Annotated in this window: 18 protein-coding genes; 14 read left to right on the forward strand and 4 right to left on the reverse strand. The window is 72.2% G+C overall.

Going from position 1 to position 16,532, the window contains the following annotated elements:
• Positions 1-250: 250 nt before the first annotated feature.
• Together ACQPXB_RS14680 and ACQPXB_RS14685 are read left to right on the forward strand one after the other, a co-directional pair.
• Positions 251-2,383 carry a primosomal protein N' gene (locus ACQPXB_RS14680; RefSeq protein ID WP_432852252.1) on the forward strand — a complete coding sequence of 711 codons (2,133 nt, stop codon included), beginning with the start codon at positions 251-253 and terminating at the stop codon, positions 2,381-2,383.
• A gap of 208 nt (positions 2,384-2,591) precedes the next feature.
• A complete protein-coding gene (locus tag ACQPXB_RS14685; RefSeq protein ID WP_366583255.1) occupies positions 2,592-3,140 on the forward strand; it encodes a GNAT family N-acetyltransferase in 549 nt (182 codons plus the stop codon).
• On the opposite strand, the gene ACQPXB_RS14690 is transcribed toward ACQPXB_RS14685, so the two are convergent.
• Together ACQPXB_RS14690 and ACQPXB_RS14695 are read right to left on the reverse strand one after the other, a co-directional pair.
• Complete coding sequence (locus tag ACQPXB_RS14690; RefSeq protein WP_366583256.1) at positions 3,137-4,264, reverse strand: hypothetical protein; 1,128 nt, start codon at positions 4,262-4,264, stop codon at positions 3,137-3,139. The genes ACQPXB_RS14685 and ACQPXB_RS14690 overlap by 4 nt on opposite strands.
• Before the next feature lies 1 nt (position 4,265).
• Positions 4,266-5,330: a helix-turn-helix domain-containing protein gene (locus ACQPXB_RS14695; protein WP_432852256.1), complete on the reverse strand. Its 1,065-nt coding sequence runs from the start codon at positions 5,328-5,330 to the stop codon at positions 4,266-4,268.
• Positions 5,331-5,582: 252 nt separating this feature from the next.
• Here ACQPXB_RS14695 and ACQPXB_RS14700 point away from each other — a divergent pair, with 252 nt between their 5' ends.
• From ACQPXB_RS14700 to ACQPXB_RS14715, 4 genes are all read left to right on the forward strand, one after another.
• Entirely contained in the window at positions 5,583-6,212 is a 630-nt protein-coding gene (locus ACQPXB_RS14700) for a hypothetical protein (RefSeq protein ID WP_386951415.1), read from the forward strand.
• A gap of 19 nt (positions 6,213-6,231) precedes the next feature.
• Complete coding sequence (locus tag ACQPXB_RS14705; RefSeq protein WP_386951418.1) at positions 6,232-6,894, forward strand: Crp/Fnr family transcriptional regulator; 663 nt, start codon at positions 6,232-6,234, stop codon at positions 6,892-6,894.
• A 211-nt stretch (positions 6,895-7,105) separates the two neighbouring features.
• Positions 7,106-7,435: a hypothetical protein gene (locus tag ACQPXB_RS14710; RefSeq protein ID WP_432852260.1), complete on the forward strand. Its 330-nt coding sequence runs from the start codon at positions 7,106-7,108 to the stop codon at positions 7,433-7,435.
• The gene (locus tag ACQPXB_RS14715) at positions 7,432-7,653 is read left to right on the forward strand and encodes a hypothetical protein (RefSeq protein ID WP_432852263.1); all 222 of its coding nucleotides are present in this window, start codon (positions 7,432-7,434) and stop codon (positions 7,651-7,653) included. The genes ACQPXB_RS14710 and ACQPXB_RS14715 overlap by 4 nt, the downstream gene beginning before the upstream one ends.
• A 116-nt stretch (positions 7,654-7,769) precedes the next feature.
• Here the strand turns inward: ACQPXB_RS14715 and ACQPXB_RS14720 are convergent, their stop codons facing one another.
• Positions 7,770-8,225 (reverse strand): GatB/YqeY domain-containing protein, encoded by a 456-nt coding sequence (locus ACQPXB_RS14720; RefSeq protein WP_366583262.1) that lies wholly within the window; start codon positions 8,223-8,225, stop codon positions 7,770-7,772.
• Between the two features lie 95 nt (positions 8,226-8,320).
• Between ACQPXB_RS14720 and fmt the strand changes: the two genes are divergently transcribed.
• Genes fmt through ACQPXB_RS14735 form a run of 3 tightly spaced genes read left to right on the forward strand, consistent with a single transcriptional unit; the run spans position 8,321 to position 11,168 of the window.
• Complete coding sequence (gene fmt / locus ACQPXB_RS14725) at positions 8,321-9,247, forward strand: methionyl-tRNA formyltransferase (RefSeq protein ID WP_366583263.1); 927 nt, start codon at positions 8,321-8,323, stop codon at positions 9,245-9,247.
• Entirely contained in the window at positions 9,244-10,668 is a 1,425-nt protein-coding gene (locus tag ACQPXB_RS14730) for an RsmB/NOP family class I SAM-dependent RNA methyltransferase (RefSeq protein ID WP_432852267.1), read from the forward strand. The genes fmt and ACQPXB_RS14730 overlap by 4 nt, the downstream gene beginning before the upstream one ends.
• Positions 10,665-11,168: a flavoprotein gene (locus ACQPXB_RS14735; protein WP_432852270.1), complete on the forward strand. Its 504-nt coding sequence runs from the start codon at positions 10,665-10,667 to the stop codon at positions 11,166-11,168. Before ACQPXB_RS14730 ends, ACQPXB_RS14735 begins: the two co-directional genes overlap by 4 nt.
• A gap of 48 nt (positions 11,169-11,216) precedes the next feature.
• On the opposite strand, the gene phoA is transcribed toward ACQPXB_RS14735, so the two are convergent.
• Entirely contained in the window at positions 11,217-12,602 is a 1,386-nt protein-coding gene (gene phoA, locus ACQPXB_RS14740) for an alkaline phosphatase (RefSeq protein WP_432852273.1), read from the reverse strand.
• Positions 12,603-12,772: 170 nt separating this feature from the next.
• Here phoA and rpe point away from each other — a divergent pair, with 170 nt between their 5' ends.
• The 5 genes from rpe to ACQPXB_RS14765 all read left to right on the forward strand — a co-directional run bounded on the left by rpe (position 12,773) and on the right by ACQPXB_RS14765 (position 16,479).
• Positions 12,773-13,459 (forward strand): ribulose-phosphate 3-epimerase, encoded by a 687-nt coding sequence (gene rpe, locus ACQPXB_RS14745; RefSeq protein WP_432852276.1) that lies wholly within the window; start codon positions 12,773-12,775, stop codon positions 13,457-13,459.
• Positions 13,460-13,551: 92 nt separating this feature from the next.
• Positions 13,552-14,157 carry a riboflavin synthase gene (locus ACQPXB_RS14750; RefSeq protein WP_366583268.1) on the forward strand — a complete coding sequence of 202 codons (606 nt, stop codon included), beginning with the start codon at positions 13,552-13,554 and terminating at the stop codon, positions 14,155-14,157.
• A gap of 90 nt (positions 14,158-14,247) precedes the next feature.
• A complete protein-coding gene (locus ACQPXB_RS14755; protein WP_220247524.1) occupies positions 14,248-15,525 on the forward strand; it encodes a bifunctional 3,4-dihydroxy-2-butanone-4-phosphate synthase/GTP cyclohydrolase II in 1,278 nt (425 codons plus the stop codon).
• Positions 15,515-16,021, forward strand: a complete 507-nt coding sequence (ribH, locus tag ACQPXB_RS14760) for a 6,7-dimethyl-8-ribityllumazine synthase (protein WP_364047649.1) — start codon at positions 15,515-15,517, stop codon at positions 16,019-16,021. The genes ACQPXB_RS14755 and ribH overlap by 11 nt, the downstream gene beginning before the upstream one ends.
• Before the next feature lie 62 nt (positions 16,022-16,083).
• On the forward strand, positions 16,084-16,479 hold the full coding sequence (locus tag ACQPXB_RS14765; protein WP_366583337.1) for a PH domain-containing protein: 396 nt from the start codon (positions 16,084-16,086) through the stop codon (positions 16,477-16,479).
• Positions 16,480-16,532: the final 53 nt, after the last annotated feature.

Raw genomic sequence — 16,532 nt, forward strand, 5'->3', positions numbered from 1 at the left:
GCGTTCGACGCACCGAATGCCGCGTTGGGTGCGGTGCGCACCGAATGCCGCGTTGGGTGCGTTGGGCGCCGAACGCCGCGTTCGTTGCGTTGGGTGCACCGAGCGCCGTGTTGGGGGCGGTACGCACCGAGCGCCGCGTTGGGTGCGTTGAGCGCACCCAACGCCACATTGGGGGCGGTGCGCGCACCGAAAGCGGCATTGGGGAGTTCTGGCGGTGGGACCGTCGGTGGGGTCTGGTAGAGATCTCGGGGTGAGCAGCTCCGAACCCGCCCCGCTGTGGGACCTTCCGGAGCCTTCGCGCTCCGCCTCGGAGCCGAAGGCGTCGGCGCCGCGCGCCAGGAAGCCGGCCGCGGGTGCCGGGAAGGCCGCGGCAGCGCGGAAAGCCGGGCCGCGCAAGGGGGCGCAGCAGCCGGCGCCCGAGCTGCCCGTGGCGAAGATCGTGGTGGACATCCCGCTGGCGCACCTGGACCGGACGTTCGACTACCAGGTGCCCGACAAGCTGCACGAGGCCGCGGTGCCGGGCTGCCGGGTGCGGGTGCGGTTCGCGGGGCAGCTCGTGGACGGCTACCTCGTGGAGCGCACGGACACCACGGAGTACGAGCGGAAGCTGGCGTACCTGGAGCGCGTCACGTCGAGTGAGCCCGTGTTGCCGCCTTCGCTGCACGCCGTGTGCCGGTCGGTGGCCGACCGCTACGGCGGCACCCTGTCCGACGTGCTGCGCCTGGCTTTGCCGCCGCGCCACGCCAAAGCCGAAGCCGAGCCTGCGGCCGAACCGGCGCCGCCGCCGGAGGTGCCGGACGTGTCGGCGTGGGCGAAGTACCAGCGGGGTCCGGCGTTCCTGGACGCCGTGGCCGACGGCAAGCCGGCCAACGCGGTGTGGCAGGCCCTGCCGGGCGAGGACTGGCCGCGCCGGCTCGCGGAGGCCGCGGCGGTGGCGGCGTCGTGCGGCCGGGGTGCGGTGCTCGTGGTGCCGGATCATCGGGACCTCACTCGGGTGCACGAGGCTTGTGTCGCGTTGATGGGCGATTCGTCGGTGGTGGCGTTGATCGCCGGGCTGGGGCCGGCGGAGCGGTACCGGCGGTGGCTCGCCGTGCTGCGCGGCAGTGTCCGGGTCGTGGTGGGCACGCGCGCGGCGATGTTCGCGCCGGTGGCCGACCCGGGCCTGTTCGTGGTGTGGGACGACGGCGACGACCTGCACCTCGACCCGCACGCGCCCTACCCGCACGTGCGCGACGTGCTCATGGACCGCGCGCACGCCACGAAATCGTCGCTGCTCGTCGGCGGCTTCGCGCGGACGGCGGAGGCGCAGCTGCTCGTGGAGTCGGGCTGGGCGCAGGCCGTGCTGGCCGACCGCGCCGAGCTGCGCGCGGCCGCCCCGCGCGTGACGCCGGTGGGGGAGGACTTCGACGTCGCCCGCGACGAGGCTGCGCGCGTGGCCCGCCTGCCCGCTGTCGCGTTCGAAGCGGCGCGCCAGGCGTTCGCCGCGGGCCTCCCGGCCCTGGTCCAGGTGCCCCGGCGCGGCTACGTCCCGGGCCTGGCCTGTGGCAACTGCCGCACGCCCGCGCACTGCCGCCGTTGCGCCGGCCCGCTGGCGCTGCCCGGCGGCTCGGTGGACGGCGCGCCGAAGCCGCCCGCGTGCCGCTGGTGCGGCGTGCCGGAGACCGCGTTCCGTTGCCAGGCTTGCGGTTCCGTGCGGCTGCGCGCGGTGATCGTGGGCGCGAAACGGACGGCTGAGGAACTGGGCCGGGCCTTCCCGGGCGTTCCCGTGCGCACTTCCGGCGCCGCGGAAGTCTTGGCGACGGTGCCGGGCCGCCCCGCACTGGTGGTCTGCACCCCCGGCGCCGAACCGGTCGCCGAGGGCGGCTACGGCGCCGCGCTGCTCCTCGACGGCTGGGCCCTGCTCGGCCGCCAGGACCTGCGGGCCGCCGAGGAGACCCTGCGCCGCTGGATGGCCGCCGGCGCCCTGGTCCGCCCGGCCTCTTCCGGCGGCCGCATCGTGGTGGGCGCCGAGGCCGGCCTGTCCGTGGTCCAGGCCCTGGTCCGCTGGGACCCGGCCTGGCACGCCGCCCTGGAGCTCGGCCAGCGCCGCGAACTGGGCTTCCCGCCCGCCATGCGCATGGCCAGCGTCGAAGGCACGCCCGACGCCGTCGCCTCCGTCCTCGACGACCTGCCCCTCCCCGACACCGGCGAAGTCCTCGGCCCCGTCCCCCTCGGCGACCTCGACCCTGACGGCAACGCCTCCCGCGAACGCGCCTTGGTCCGTGTCGCCCGCCCAGAGGGCAAGACTTTGGCCGCCCTCCTCCACGACGCCGCCGCCCGCCGCGACGCCCGCAAGGCGTCCGAACCGATCCGGATCCAGCTCGACCCACTGGAGCTGATCTAGCGCCGGAAGCGGGTTGTCCGGACCATTGCGGGCTCGGACCGTTTCGTTTCGGCCTTGATCGGGCATGTGGACAACGGTCGGGGGGAGGACTCGGCCGAACCACGCCCATCGGGCCCCGGACCTTGGTTCCGTTGCTCCGTGTGCGCTCCGGGACTGCTGCGTTCGCTGGCTGCACGCTTCCTCCGGGTCCCTTTACGCTGGAGGCGCGATGTTCAGGACCGATCCGCGCGACGCCGACGGCTGCCCGGCCGGTGAAGGGGCGACCGCGCCCTCGATCCGGGAGGCCGATCCGGCGGACGTCGAGGCGCTTGGCGCCGCACTGGGGGAGCCGAAGTACTTCGCGGACCGGCTCGGGCGGCAGGCCGAGGGGCTGGGGGTGCTGTTCACCGCGTGGTGGGCGGGCCGGCCGGTCGGGGACCTGTACGTGTGGCTCGAGGACGCCGAGGAACGCGAGATCCGGCGCCGCCTGCCGGGGGTGCCGTTGCTGATGCACCTGGAGGTGCTGCCGGCCGTGCGCAACCGAGGGGTCGGCCGCGCGCTCATGCTCGCGGCCGAGGACCGGCTGGCCGAGCTCGGCCACCACCGCGGCGCCTTGGCCGTGCGAACGGACAACACCGACGCGGCCCGCCTGTACCGCCGCCTCGGCTATCGGGACTGGGGCCACGGCACCGTCGTCTGCTACGCCGAGCGCACGGCCGCCGACGGCCGCACCGTGTCCGAAGCCGAGGTGTGCCACGTGCTGGTGAAGAACCTCTAGCTCTGCTGCACCAGCCCGGTGATGCGCAGGGTGCGGAACGCGCCGCCGATGCCGTCGGCCTCGTGCTGCTCGTGGAGCTCGGTCACGTGCGCGCACCAGGTCGCCCGGTCCTCCTGCCAAGCCCGCAGGTAGCTCGCGCACAACTCGGCCTCGAGCACGTTCTCGCTCTGGTGCAAGGCAGTGCGCAGCGCTTCGCTCATGTTGTCGCGCCGGGTGGGTTCCAGCCCGGTCGCTTCCTGCACCTGCAGCATCGCCTTGCGGATGAAGTTCCGGCGCTGGACGAGGAACTCGGCCCAGTAGTCCTCGGTCGCGTCGGGGAGGCCGAGACCCCGGTCGAGCAGGGCGTAGACGCCTTCCGCGAGGGTGTCGCCCAGTTCCTCGTTCTCGGCACGGATCAGGTTGTACGGGTCGTAGTCCGCCTGGAACGCGCTTCCGGTGAGCGCCGTGCGCCGCAACCCGTTGTCGCCCAGCAGGAAGAACCAGTCTTCGTTGTAGATGTCCGGGAAGAACGAGTCGAGGCACTGCTCGCCCACGACCAGCGCCCCGCCGCCGACGAAGGTGTCCTGCCACCCGCCGGACTCGCGATAGGCGTGGCAGACCACGGAGTTGTCCGGCATGCCGATGTTGTTCAGGCCCACGGCCGCGTACTCGCCCAGAAGGCCCGCGGCCTCACGCAGGTCGGCCGGACGGGGCAGCGTGATGTCGTCGTCGAGGAACAGCACCCGGTCCCAGCGCGCGAGGCCCGCGACGAGCAGCCCCAGGTTGCGCTTGAGGCTCGTGTCGGCGCCGCGGAGCAGCTCGTGGCGCCGCAGCAGCTCAGTCGTGGCGAACTGGGGCATGACCTTCGCGGGGAGGTCGTCGGTGTCGATCGCGAAGGCCCGCACGCCGGCCTTTTTCGCCGCCAGCACGACCTGGTCGGCCTTTGCCGCGTGGCTGCACAGCAGGAGGACCGGCACATCGAGCTCGCGGGCGATGTCCCAGACGTGGACCAGCGCGTGCTCGTCACGGCCGTTAGGCACCACGATCGCGTCCAGCTCGGCCTGGGGAGTCCTCCCGGCACCGACCTCGGCCAGCAGGCGCCGGTGGGTGGTGTGCTGCGCCGGCGCTCCGACGGCAGTGGTCATCTCAGCTCGTTTCTGGCCATTCGTGCAGCCGGTGCTCCGCCAGCGTCCAGTCGGGGGTGAGCCCCTGGTTGTTGAAGATGGGCACGCGGCTGATGATGCTGAAGGAGTCCGCGTGGGCGAATCGCGCGTCCAGGTGGGCCTGGTTGCGATCGCGGAAACGCGGGTCGGTCAGCGCTCGCACGGCTCCGAGGGTTCCCCGGCCGTACATCCCGTTGCACACGGTGACGGTGCGTTTGCGGTTGAGCGGGTTGACTCCGTGGTAGAAGAGCGCGACGTCCGCGACGAGGGTGTCGTCGAGGGACGTCTGGGCGTTGAAACGTTCGGTCGTACCGTCCGGGTGCGTCACCTCGAAGCTGCCCGGCACGTCCTCGCCGGGGCCGCCGCGGCCGATCTGTCGCACCGGCGCGTCGATCAGGTTGAGCAGCTCACGGGTCTGCGGGTTGAAGTCGACGCCGCCGAGCAGCACGAGGTGCGCCGTGTAGTCCTTGGGCCGCAGGGGGACACGGGGGTTCGCGGTGCGGAAGGAGACGTTGCTGGTGGGGTTGCAGGCCCGGATGTGGCCGTACAGCTCGATCAGCGCGTCCGGGTCGGCGTAGCTGAAGAGCCGGGAGTAGTCGGGACTGGCGGGATCCGCGTAGCCGATCCGCATGTCCTCGGGCAGCTGGGCGTCGACGATCACGACGTCTTCGTTCGGCGGGAACCGCCAGACGTTGCCCGGCGCGAACTCGGCCGAGCCCGTCGCCTCGTGGGAACCGCCGCGCAGCTCGGTCAGCTCGGCGAGCAGGTCCTCGCGCCCGCGTTGCTCGTCTTCGGTGAGCTGCTCAGCCTGCAGCAGGCGGAAGGACGGCCCCTCGACCGACCGGCGGGTGGCGAAGAACGTGGCGTACGCGTCGAGCCGCAGCATCGGCGGCGACACCGGGTTGCCGGTGTTCTCCCAGGACGAGAGCAGCGTGTTGCTCACCCCGAACACGTCGGCGAGCTGGCGTTGGGTGATCTGCACCCCGGGCCAGGTCTCCTTCCGCAGCGCGCGGAGGCGTCCGGCGAGGGCGGGGCTCGGCTGGGACACGACTTCAGACCTTTCAGTGAAGTCCACTGGAACGCGAGTGACGAAGATTGTACACGGAGAGTACTGGAACGGCGTGGGAGGCTCGTCGGGACGTCTCCGGCGGAGAATTGAGGGGTTGTTCAGTTCGCGGATCGGCAAAACTCTTAGGGAGAACTTAAGTCTAAGGCCCTGTTCAGGTTCAGTCGCAGCCTTTATAGTTCGATCTATGGAAGTCTACTGGATTTCAGGAACCACCTGAACAGGGGGTCGGCCATGGACACCAGCGTTCTGCACGTGCCACTGCATCGAGCGATCGTGGTGGTCGACATCGAGGGGTCGACCACCCGCACCAACCCCGCTCGGGCGCGGCTGCGCGCGATTCTGTTCGACCTGCTCGACGAGGCGTTCCGCGCCGGCGGCATCGCGGAGGGGTTCCGGGACCCGTTCGTGGATCGCGGGGATGGCGCGTTGTGCCTGGTCCGGCCGGTCGACGAGGCGCCGAAGACGGTCCTGCTCGCCGAGGTGGTGCCCGCGCTGGCGGAGCTCCTCGCGCGCCACAACGCCGAGGGGCCCGACGAGGCCTTCCGGCTCCGGGTGGCGATCCACGCCGGCGAGGTGCACTACGACCTGCACGGCCCCTACGGCGAGGACGTCGACCTCGCCTGCCGGCTGCTCGACGCCGCCGACCTGCGGCGCCGGCTGCGCACCACCGACGCGCCGCTCGCGCTGGCGGTCTCCGAGGCCATCCACTGGTCGGTGGTCCGCCACGACTACGACGGCATTGACCGGGCCGCGTTCACCGACGCGTTCCACGTGCGAGTGGGCGGCCGGCGGATGCGGGGCTGGCTCCGCACCGCCGACTGGGCCGGGGCCGGCAGCCCCAGAACGGGGCTCACCGCCTGACGACCCGGGAGGTGACCCCGTGGACACGACCGGATTCTGGCGCGCGCTCGGCGCCACCGAGCGCGACAAGGTCGCGGAGCTCGCGGTCCGGCGCAGCTACCGCCGTGGCGACGTGGTGTGCCGCGAGGGGGATCACGCCGCCGTGGTGGTGCTCCTGCTGGCCGGCCACGTCCGGATCACCATCGCCACCTCCGACGGCCGCGAGGTCGTGATCGCCGTGCGCGGCGCGGGCGACGTGGTCGGCGAGCTCGGCGCCATCGACGGCGGCCCGCGCTCGGCGACCGTCGCGGCGCTCGACGACCTCGACGCGCTCGTCGTGCCGGCTCCCCGGTTCGCCGCGCTGGCGCGGCGCGAGCCCACCATCTCGTGGGCGCTGCTGCTGGTCCTGGCCGAACGCCTGCGCGACGCCGGCCGCCAGCGCCTCGACGTCGGCGGCGGCACCATCACCCGCCGCGTCGCCGCGTTGCTGATGCAGCTGGCCGTGCAGCACGGGGTGCGCCGCGGGGACGACATCGTCATCGCGATCCCCGGCACGCAGGCCGAACTCGCCACCACGGCGGCGATTTCGCGGGAGTCGTGGGCGCGGGTCACGCGGGAGCTGCGGCGGCTCGGAGTGGTCAGTACCTCGCGGGGCCAAGTGGTCGTGCACCAGTTCGCGGAACTCGGCCGGCTCGCGCGCTGAGTCGTCGCAACCGGCGGGGATTTCCCTGCACCACGGCCGGTTCGGGGGCGCGCGGCTGTGGATTTCCCGGCGCAGTGGGCATTCCTGTGCTTTCAACGCCGGTTGAAACCGGAAAATCAGGCCCGCGAGTTTCCCCGAACGTGTCTGCAGACACAGATTTCCCTGCGCCACAGCGGAATCCTGGTGGTACACACTCACGACGGAGGCAGCCATGGACCCGTTTCTTCCCGCCCCGCAACCGATTCGCTGGCGCCGCGGGGTCTACGCGGCCGCGTTGGTCATCCCGTTCACCGTGACGCAGGTGTGGGCGCTGCTCGTGCTCCTGAGCGTCGCCGATTTGAGCGGCCTTGTCGCGCAAGCGGTTCTGGTGCTCGTGCTCGGCTCGGTGGTCTCGCTCGCCGTCGGCTGGCGCTGGGCCTGGCGCCTGGGTTCCGAACGCCGCCGCGCGCTCGAAACCCGCCGCGAGTTCGAGGCCTGGCGCGATGCCGCACGCGAAATCCCGCCGGCCGAACGGATCGGTGCCGGGCGAGGCCGCCGATGAACGCGCTGGCGGCCGCCGCCACCGGGAGCGGCCCGGACCCGTCGACGGTCGTGCTGGTGGTTGCCCTCGTCGTGTTCGTCGTCGCCGTCCGGATCGTGCGGCGGATCGTCGGCTTCGTCGTGAAGACGGCCGCGTCGGCCGCGGCGCTGGCCGGCGTCGTCATGGCGGTCGGCGGCCTCGGCGGACTCACGACGCTGGCCGTTCTCGCCCTCCGGTAGGCCGTCCGCGTTCTCCTTGCCCCACCACGATTCCCGGGCGGCCGGGAACCCGGTCCCGCACCTGGCGGGGACCGGGTTTTCTCTTTTCGGCGCAGGAACCCGCTCGACGACCTCGCTCAACCGGCCAGCTGCTTCTTCACCTCCGCCGCCACGCGGCCGCCCTCCGCGCGCCCCGCGACTTTCGGCTGTACGGCCTTCATCACCGCGCCCATGCCCGCCATCCCGGACGCGCCGGTGCTCGCCACGGCGTCCGTCACCAGGGCGGCCAGCTCCTCGTCCGAGAGCTGCGCCGGCAGGTAGCCGGTGAGGACCTCCGCCTCGGCGCGTTCGCGGTCGGCCGATTCGGCGCGCCCGGCGCCCGCGAAGGCTTCGGCGGCGTCGCGGCGCTTTTTCACTTCGCGGGTGATGATCTTGCGCACGTCGTCGTCCGAGAGCTCGCGGTGGGTGTCGCCCGCGGTTTCCTCGTAGCCGATGGCCGAGAGCGTGAGCCGCAGGGTCGCGGAGCGGAGCTGGTCGCGCGCCTTGATGGCGGTGGTGAGGTCGTCGTGGAGGGTCTGCTTGAGCGTGGTCATCCCCTGATCCTGGCACCACCGCCGCGGCGACGCGCGGGTCTTCTAGACTCGACCGTGATGTCCAACCAGTACGAATCGCTTCCGGAGGTGCGGTGATGAGGCTCGTTTTCGCCGGCACCCCCGAACCCGCGGTGCCCTCGCTGCGCGCTCTGCTCGAATCCGGTCGCCACGAGGTCGTCGCGGTGGTGACGCGCCCCGACGCCCAGGCCGGGCGCGGCCGCCACGTCGTGCGCTCGCCCGTCGGGGCGCTCGCCGACGAGCACGGCATCGAGGTGCTCACGCCCGCGCGCGCCGGCGACCCCGCGTTCCTCGCGCGCCTCACGGAGCTGGCGCCCGACGCGTGCCCCGTCGTCGCGTACGGGGCGCTGCTGCCGCAGTCCGCGCTCGACATCCCGGTCCACGGCTGGGTGAACCTGCACTTCTCGCTGCTGCCCGCGTGGCGCGGCGCCGCGCCGGTGCAGGCGGCGATCCGCGCCGGCGACGAGATCACCGGCGCCACCACGTTCCGCATCGTCAAGGAGCTCGACGCGGGGCCCGTGTTCGGTGTCGTCACCGAGAAGATCGGCCCGGCCGACACCTCGGGCGCGCTGCTGGGCCGGCTCGCCGAGTCGGGTGCGCACCTGCTGCTGTCCACCATGGACGGCATCGAGGACGGCACGCTGCGGGCCGTCGAGCAGTCCGCCGAAGGCATGACCTACGCGCCGAAGGTGACGGTCGAAGACGCTCGCGTATCGTTCGCGGACCCGGCTGCGGCCGTCGACCGCCAGATCCGCGCGGTGACGCCGGAGCCGGGCGCGTGGGCGGAGTTCCGCGGCGAGCGCTTCAAGCTGGGGCCCGTCACGGTGGTCGACGAACCGGGCCCGCCGCCGGGCGAGCTCGTGGTCGAGCGCAAGCGGGTGCTCGTGGGCACGGCGACGAAACCGGTGCGGCTGGGCGAGGTCCAGGCATCGGGCAAGAAACGGATGGCGGCCACCGACTGGGCGCGCGGTACACGGATCGAAGAGGGAGAGCGCCTGCGGTGAACGAGCGTGGGGAACGGCGGCCGTCCAGGCCGCAGCGGGGCCGGCCGGCTCCGCGCAAAGAGGGACCGCGCCGTCCGCCGGAGGTCGACCCGGCCCGCCAGGTCGCGTTCGACGTGCTGCGCGCGGTGCGCGAGAAGGACGCGTACGCGAACCTCGTGCTGCCGCAACTGCTTCGCGAACGTCGCATCACCGGTCGCGACGCAGCGCTGGCCACGGAGCTCACCTACGGCGCTTCGCGCGCCCAGGGCCTGCTCGACGCCGTGATCGGCGCCTGCGCGGAGCGGCCGATCGAGAAGACGGACCCGGTGGTGCTCGACGCGCTGCGCCTCGGCGTCTACCAGCTGCTGCGCACGCGCATCCCGGAGCACGCGGCCGTCGGGTCCACTGTGGACCTCGTGCGCGCCGAAGCCGGTTCGTGGGCAACGGGGTTCGCCAACGCGATCCTGCGTTCGGTGTCCGCAAAGGACGAACAGACCTGGCTCGACGAGCTGGCCCCCGACGAGGCGACCGACCCGATCGGCTCGTACGCGATGCGCACGGCGCACCCGCGCTGGGTGGCGCGTTCCTTCGCGGAAGCGCTGGGCGACAAGGGCGCGGAGCTGAAGGCGGCGCTGGAAGCCGACGACGCCCGCCCCGAGGTGCACCTGGTCGCGCGGCCCGGCGAGATCAGCGCCGACGAGCTGGCCGCGATCACGGGCGGCGACGTCGCCCCGTACTCGCCGTACGGTGTCCGGCTGCCCGCCGGCGCCGGTGACCCGGCCGACGCCGAGCCCGTGCGCGAACGCCTCGCCGCCGTGCAGGACGAGGGCAGCCAGCTGTGCGCGATCGCCGCCACGAAGGTGCCGCTCGAGGGTTCCGACGAACGCTGGCTCGACCTGTGCGCCGGCCCCGGCGGCAAGGCCGCGCTGCTCGGCGCCCTCGCGGCGATCAGCGGTGCGACCGTCGACGCCGTCGAGAAGGCCCCGCACCGCGCCAAGCTCGTGGAGAACGCCACCCGCGGCCTGCCCGTGACCGTGCGCGTCGCCGACGGCCGCGAGTCCGGCCTCGAACCGGGCTACGACCGCGTGCTCGTCGACGCGCCGTGCAGCGGCCTCGGCGCCCTGCGGCGGCGCCCGGAAGCGCGCTGGCGCCGCAAGCCCAGCGACGTCTCCGACCTGACGAAGCTGCAGGGCGAGCTGCTCACCGCCGCGCTGGACCTGGTCCGGCCGGGCGGTGTGGTCACCTACGTCGTGTGCTCGCCGCACCTGGCCGAGACCGAGGGCGTGGTGGGCGAGATCGCCCGCCGCACCAAGGCCGAAGTCCTCGACGCGCGCGAGGTCTTCCCGGGCGTGCCGCAGCTCGGCGACGGCCCGTACGTGCAGCTGTGGCCGCATCGCCACGGCACCGACGCGATGTTCTGCGCCACCCTGCGCAAGCCGTGAGGGACCTCGGCCTGGTCGCGAGCTCGTGCGGTGGGCTGGACACCCGGTTCACCGCCGAGCTCGCCCGTCCCGCCGCCGCGCGGGGCTGGCGCCTCGCGGTCACGCTGACCCCCGTCGCCCACCGCTGGCTGGAGGCGACGGGCGGGCTGACCGAGCTGGCCGCCACCACCGACCTGCCGGTGCGCAGCGTCTCGCGCCTGCCCGGCGAGCCGCGCCCGCACCCGGATCCGGCGGTGTTCCTCTTCGCTCCCGCGTCGGCCAACTCGCTGGCCAAGCTCGCCCTGGGCATCGCCGACAACCAGGCGCTGACGCTGCTCGGCGACGTCCTCGGCGCACCCGGGATCACGATCGTGGTGGCGTACCAGATCCAGGACACCCGGGTGTACCACCCGGCCTGGCAGCGCCACCTGGACACGCTGAAGTCGGCGGGCGTGCGGCTGCACCGCCTGGATCCCCGGCGGCCCTGGTCGGAAGTCCTGGACCTGCTGCCCGGCACATGAGAAACGGGTGTGCCCCCGGAACCCGAGGACACACCCGTCAGCCGAACGTCAGCGCAGGTGCAGAGCGCGCTTGAGCGTCGAGAACAGGTCGGTCTGGTTGGTCAGCCCGACAACGTTCGCGGCCTGCGGTCCGTAGCCCGCGATGCGGACCTGGGTGCCGGTGTGCGACTGCGAGCCGCCCGGCTCCGCGGTGCCGTAGGCGATCGTCATGTTCGAGCCCTCGTTGGTGACCAGCGTCGCGGTGAGGCCCGGGGTGGCGGTGGGCTCCACGATCTGGCTGCTGTGGCCGTGGTCGGCCGTCACGAGCACGAGGGTGTCGCGGTGGCTGCGGGCATAGGCGAGGCCCGCGGCGATCGCGGAGTCGAAGTCGACCGTCTCGCCGATCTGGCCGCACGGGTCGGCGGCGTGGTCCTGCTTGTCGATGCTGGCGCCCTCGACCTGGAGGAAGAAGCCCTTGTCGCTGTGACGGTCGTCGAGCAGCTCGATCGCCTTGCGGGTCTGGTCGGCGAGCTTCGGCTGGGTCTTCGGCAGCGCCGGGTTCGGCGTGCAGCGGGCCGGCTGGGTGCCGCCGTGGACCGCGGCCGGGCCGGTCCAGTTCACCGGCATGTTGTTCGCGGCGAACAGGCCGAGGACCGGCTTGCCGTTCTTCGCCTTCGCCAGGTCGGCGGCGGTGTTGACGACGTTGTAACCGGCGGCCTTCGCCTGGTCCAGCACGGTCTTGCCCTTGAACTTGCCGGCCGTCACCTTCTGGGCGAAGAACGCCGCGCCGCCGCCCAGCAGCACGTCGGGGCGGGTCTGCACCAGCTGCTCGGAGATCGAGCCGGCGCCGCCGTTCTCCTTGGCGTTCTGCGCGCACTTGGCGGTCGTCTCGACCGGGCCCTTGCAGTCGCGGCTGACGACGTGGGAGCCGAGCACGGCCGGGGTCGCGTCCTGGACCTCGGAGGTCGTGACGTCACCGGTGCGCAGGCCGCCGCGCTTGGCCAGCTCGAGGATGGTCGGCACGACGTTGCCGTACGCGTCGACCGAGATCGCGCCGTTGTAGGTCTTGGTGCCGGTGGCCCAGCCGGTGCCGGACGCGGCCGAGTCGGTCACGTAGTTCGGCTTGCCGGGGTTGTTCTGCTCCACGGCGTACGTGGTGTAGTCGCCGGTCAGCGGCAGCTCGTCCATCGCGAGCCGCCCGGCCGCGCCGCGCTCGTAGTTGCGTGCCGCCGTGATCTCCGACTGGCCCATGCCGTCGCCGATGAACAGGATCACGTTGCGCGCGGTGCCGCCCTGGATCGCGTTGCGGACGTCCTGCGTGCGGTCACCCGCGGAGGCGGTGCGCGACGTCGCGGTGTCCGAAGTCGCCAAGGCGACCGGGGCCGCGGCGATCAGCGCGGCGCCGAGCGCGCCCGCGGTCAGCCACTTGCGGCGGCCGGCGAAGAGCGTTCTCATGCAGTTTCTCCTCGGATGGGGATTAATCCGGAACTTCCGGGTCGCCCCATTAGTCCGTGTGCATGTGTTCCACACGAGTCATCCCGATGATCACGGTGTGTCCGAAAGGCGAACAGCGGACGGCCGCAGCCGGTTCACGACGGTTAACCGGCCCGACCTAGACTCGGGGCGTGGCCGATCGACCCCTCATCGCACCCAGCATCCTGTCCGCGGACTTCGCCCGGCTCGGCGAGGAGATCGCGGCGATCGCGCACCCGGGGGAGACCCGCGCCGACTGGGTCCACGTGGACGTGATGGACGCGCACTTCGTGCCCAACCTGACGCTCGGCCTGCCCGTGGTCGAGGCGCTGCTGAAGTCCACCGACGTGCCGCTCGACTGCCACCTGATGATCGACGACCCGGACCGCTGGGCGATCGGCTACGCCGAGGCCGGCGCCTACAACGTCACCGTCCACGTGGAAGCCGCGAACGACCCGGTGAAGCTCGCGAAGAACCTGCGCGCCGCCGGGGCGAAGGCGGGCCTGTCGGTGAAGCCCGGCACCCCGCTCGAGCCCTACGTCGAGACCCTCAAGCACTACGACACGCTGCTCGTGATGTCCGTCGAGCCCGGGTTCGGGGGCCAGTCGTTCATGCCCGACGTGCTGGAGAAGGTGCGCACCGCGCGCCGGCTGGTCGACACCGGCCACCTCAAGCTCGTGGTGGAGATCGACGGCGGGATCAACGCCGAGACCATCGAGCAGGCCGCCGAAGCCGGTGTCGACTGCTTCGTCGCCGGGTCCGCCGTCTACGGTGCGGACGACCCCGGCCGGGCGGTCGCGGCCCTGCGTGAACAGGCCGCGCGCCACCGTGCGAACTGACCCCGCGCCCCGGGAAACATCGGGGTACGGGCGGGTGTTGGATGGAGGGATCACCGGGTTCGGACGGTGACGGCGGCGAGGAGGCAGCAGCAGTGTTCACCGGGATTGTCGAGGAAATCGGCGAAGTCACCGCGGTCGAGCAGGGCACGAACATGGCGCGGCTCACGGTGCGTGGCCCCCTGGTCACGTCCGACGCGAACCACGGCGACTCGATCGCCGTCAGCGGGGTGTGCCTGACGGTCGTGGACGTCTCGGATGGTGGGTTCACCGTCGATGTGGTGAACGAGACACTCGCGCGCTCCAGCCTCGCCAAGGTGGCCGTGGGCGACGCCGTGAACCTCGAGCGCGCCACCCCCGCGGGCGGCCGGCTCGGCGGGCACATCATGCAGGGCCACGTCGACGGCACGGGTGTCTTCCTGTCCCGCGACGACACGGGTGTGACCACGTTCGCCCTGCCCACGGGCCTGGCGAAGTACGTCGTCGAGAAGGGCTCGATCGCCGTCGACGGCGTTTCGCTGACCGTGGCGTCGATCACCGACGAGCAGTTCTCCGTCGCGTTGATCCCCACCACGCTCGAGGCCACGACGCTCGGCCGCCGCGAAGCGGGCGATCTCGTGAACCTCGAAGTGGACGTGGTCGCGAAGTACGTCGAGAAGCTGGCGACCCCACATCTGGCCGCGAGCGCGCACAATGTGTGACGTTCGGTCGGACGGTACGAAGGAGCAGCCGTGAGCGAGACTAAGGCGGCCGAGCCGCGGACGGGCTGGACGCCCTGCGGTACCGGCACGGTGTTCGACGCGGACGCCATCGAGGCGGCGGTCGCGGACATCGCGGCGGGCAAGGCCGTGGTGGTGGTCGATGACGAGGACCGGGAGAACGAGGGTGACCTCATTTTCGCGGCCGAGAAGGCGACGCCCGAGCTGCTGGCGTTCATGGTCCGTTACACCTCGGGGTATGTGTGTGTCGCGTTGACCGAGGCTGAGGCTGATCGGCTGGATCTGCCGCCGATGTATCACACGAACCAGGACGTGCGCGGGACTGCGTACAGCGTCACGGTCGACGCCGCCGAAGGCATCACCACCGGGATCTCCGCGGCCGACCGGGCGCACACGATGCGGTTGCTGGCCGATCCGGCCGCCTCGGCCAAGGACTTCCGCCGCCCCGGCCATGTGGTGCCGCTGCGGGCGAAGGAGGGTGGTGTGCTGCGGCGTCCCGGGCACACCGAAGCCGCGGTGGACCTGGCCCGCATGGCCGGGCTCAACCCCGCCGGTGTGCTGTGTGAGATCGTGTCGCAGAAGGACGAGGGCGACATGGCGCGGCGTGACGAGCTGGAGGTGTTCGCCGCCGATCACGACCTGCGCGTGATCACGATCGCCGACCTGATCGCCTACCGCCGCCGTACCGAGAAGCAGGTGGAGCGGGTCGCCGAGGCCCGGATCCCGCTGGCGGCGGGCACGTTCCGCGCGGTGGGGTATGACAGTCTGCTGGACGGCATTGAGCACATCGCGTTCGTGTACGGCGAGATCGGCGACGGTGAGGACATCCTGGTGCGGGTGCACTCGGAGTGCCTGACCGGCGACGTCTTCGGCTCCCTGCGCTGCGACTGCGGCCCCCAGCTCGAAGCCGCGCTGCAGGCCGTGGCCGACGAGGGCCGCGGTGTCGTCCTCTACATCCGCGGCCACGAGGGCCGCGGCATCGGGCTGCTGCACAAGCTGCAGGCCTACCAGCTGCAGGACGCCGGCGCGGACACCGTCGACGCCAACCTCGCGCTCGGCGTCCCGGCCGACGCCCGCGACTATGGTACCGGCGCGCAGATCCTGTGCGACCTCGGCGTGCGGTCGATGCGGCTGCTCACGAACAACCCAGCCAAGCGCGTCGGTCTCGAGGGGTACGGCCTGCGGGTCACCGGCCGCGTGCCGCTGCCCATCTCGCCCAATCCCGAGAACCTGCGGTACCTGCGCACCAAGCGCGACCGCATGGGCCACGACCTCGCGCAGCTGGAGCACTACGAACAGGTGGGTGCCGCCGACCAGGCGGAGAAGGGGACAGCACCCGATGAGCGGTGAGGGACGGCCCGAGTTCGAGCTCGACCTGAGTGACTGCAAGGCGCTGAAGCTCGGCATCGTGGCGACGCGGTGGAACGCGAACATCACCGACACGCTCCTGGAGCGGGCCCTGGCCGCGGCGAAGGCGGCCGAGCTCGAAGAGGAGCCGACCGTCGTGCACGTCGCCGGCGCCGTCGAGCTGCCGGTGGTCGCGCAGGCCCTGGCCCGCCACCACGACGCGGTCGTGGCGCTCGGCGTGGTCATCCGCGGCGAGACCCCGCACTTCGACTACGTGTGCGACTCGGTCACGGCCGGCCTCACGCGCGTGGCGCTCGACGAGAGCACGCCCGTCGGCAACGGCGTGCTGACGGTCAACGACGAGCAGCAGGCGCTCGATCGTTCCGGCCTGCCGGGTTCGAAGGAAGACAAGGGCTACGAGGCCACGGTCGCGGCGCTCGACACCGCCCACGTGCTGCGCGGCCTGCGTCAGCCGTGGACCGAGCGGGGATTCGTGTGAGCCCGGCCGTGAGCGAGCAGCAGGAGACCACCCTGGTGATCCGCCCCCGGCGGGCTCTGGTGATGTGCAGCGTGCTGGCCGTGCTGCTGCTCGCCGTGTTCATCGTCGTGGCGATCCTGCTGCGCAACTCCCACACCGGTGTCGTGTTCGAGAAGTCGGACCAGGTCGCGATGATCGGCATCGGCGTGCTGCTCGCGCTCGGCACGATGCTGTTCGCCAACGCCCGTGTGCGCGCGGACGCGACCGGCATCGAGGTCCGCAACGTGATCACGACCCGCCGGTTCCTGTGGAGCGACGTGCTGTCGGTCAGCTTTCCCGACGGCGCTTCGTGGGCCCGGCTGGAGCTGCCCGAGGACGAGTACTTCTCCGTGATGGCCGTGCAGGCCGTGGACCGCGACCGCGCGGTCGCCGCGGTGCGCGCGCTGCGCAAGCTGCACAAGGCAGCCACGGCTTCCTGATCTTCAAAACGAGAAAGCCGCCCGGACGACCGTGGTCCGGGCGGCTTTACGGT

This window comes from Amycolatopsis sp. CA-161197 (assembly GCF_050942255.1).
Taxonomy (GTDB): Bacteria; Actinomycetota; Actinomycetes; order Mycobacteriales; family Pseudonocardiaceae; genus Amycolatopsis.

Coding starts and splice junctions, on each gene's coding strand:
- ACQPXB_RS14710 (WP_432852260.1), top strand. CDS start 7,106: ATGGACCCGTTTCTTCCCGCCCCGCAACCGATTCGCTGGCGCCGCGGG.
- fmt (WP_366583263.1), top strand. CDS start 8,321: ATGAGGCTCGTTTTCGCCGGCACCCCCGAACCCGCGGTGCCCTCGCTG.
- ACQPXB_RS14700 (WP_386951415.1), top strand. CDS start 5,583: ATGGACACCAGCGTTCTGCACGTGCCACTGCATCGAGCGATCGTGGTG.
- ACQPXB_RS14765 (WP_366583337.1), top strand. CDS start 16,084: ATGTGCAGCGTGCTGGCCGTGCTGCTGCTCGCCGTGTTCATCGTCGTG.
- ACQPXB_RS14690 (WP_366583256.1), bottom strand. CDS start 4,264: ATGACCACTGCCGTCGGAGCGCCGGCGCAGCACACCACCCACCGGCGC.
- ACQPXB_RS14715 (WP_432852263.1), top strand. CDS start 7,432: ATGAACGCGCTGGCGGCCGCCGCCACCGGGAGCGGCCCGGACCCGTCG.
- ribH (WP_364047649.1), top strand. CDS start 15,515: ATGAGCGGTGAGGGACGGCCCGAGTTCGAGCTCGACCTGAGTGACTGC.
- ACQPXB_RS14720 (WP_366583262.1), bottom strand. CDS start 8,225: ATGACCACGCTCAAGCAGACCCTCCACGACGACCTCACCACCGCCATC.
- ACQPXB_RS14685 (WP_366583255.1), top strand. CDS start 2,592: ATGTTCAGGACCGATCCGCGCGACGCCGACGGCTGCCCGGCCGGTGAA.
- phoA (WP_432852273.1), bottom strand. CDS start 12,602: ATGAGAACGCTCTTCGCCGGCCGCCGCAAGTGGCTGACCGCGGGCGCG.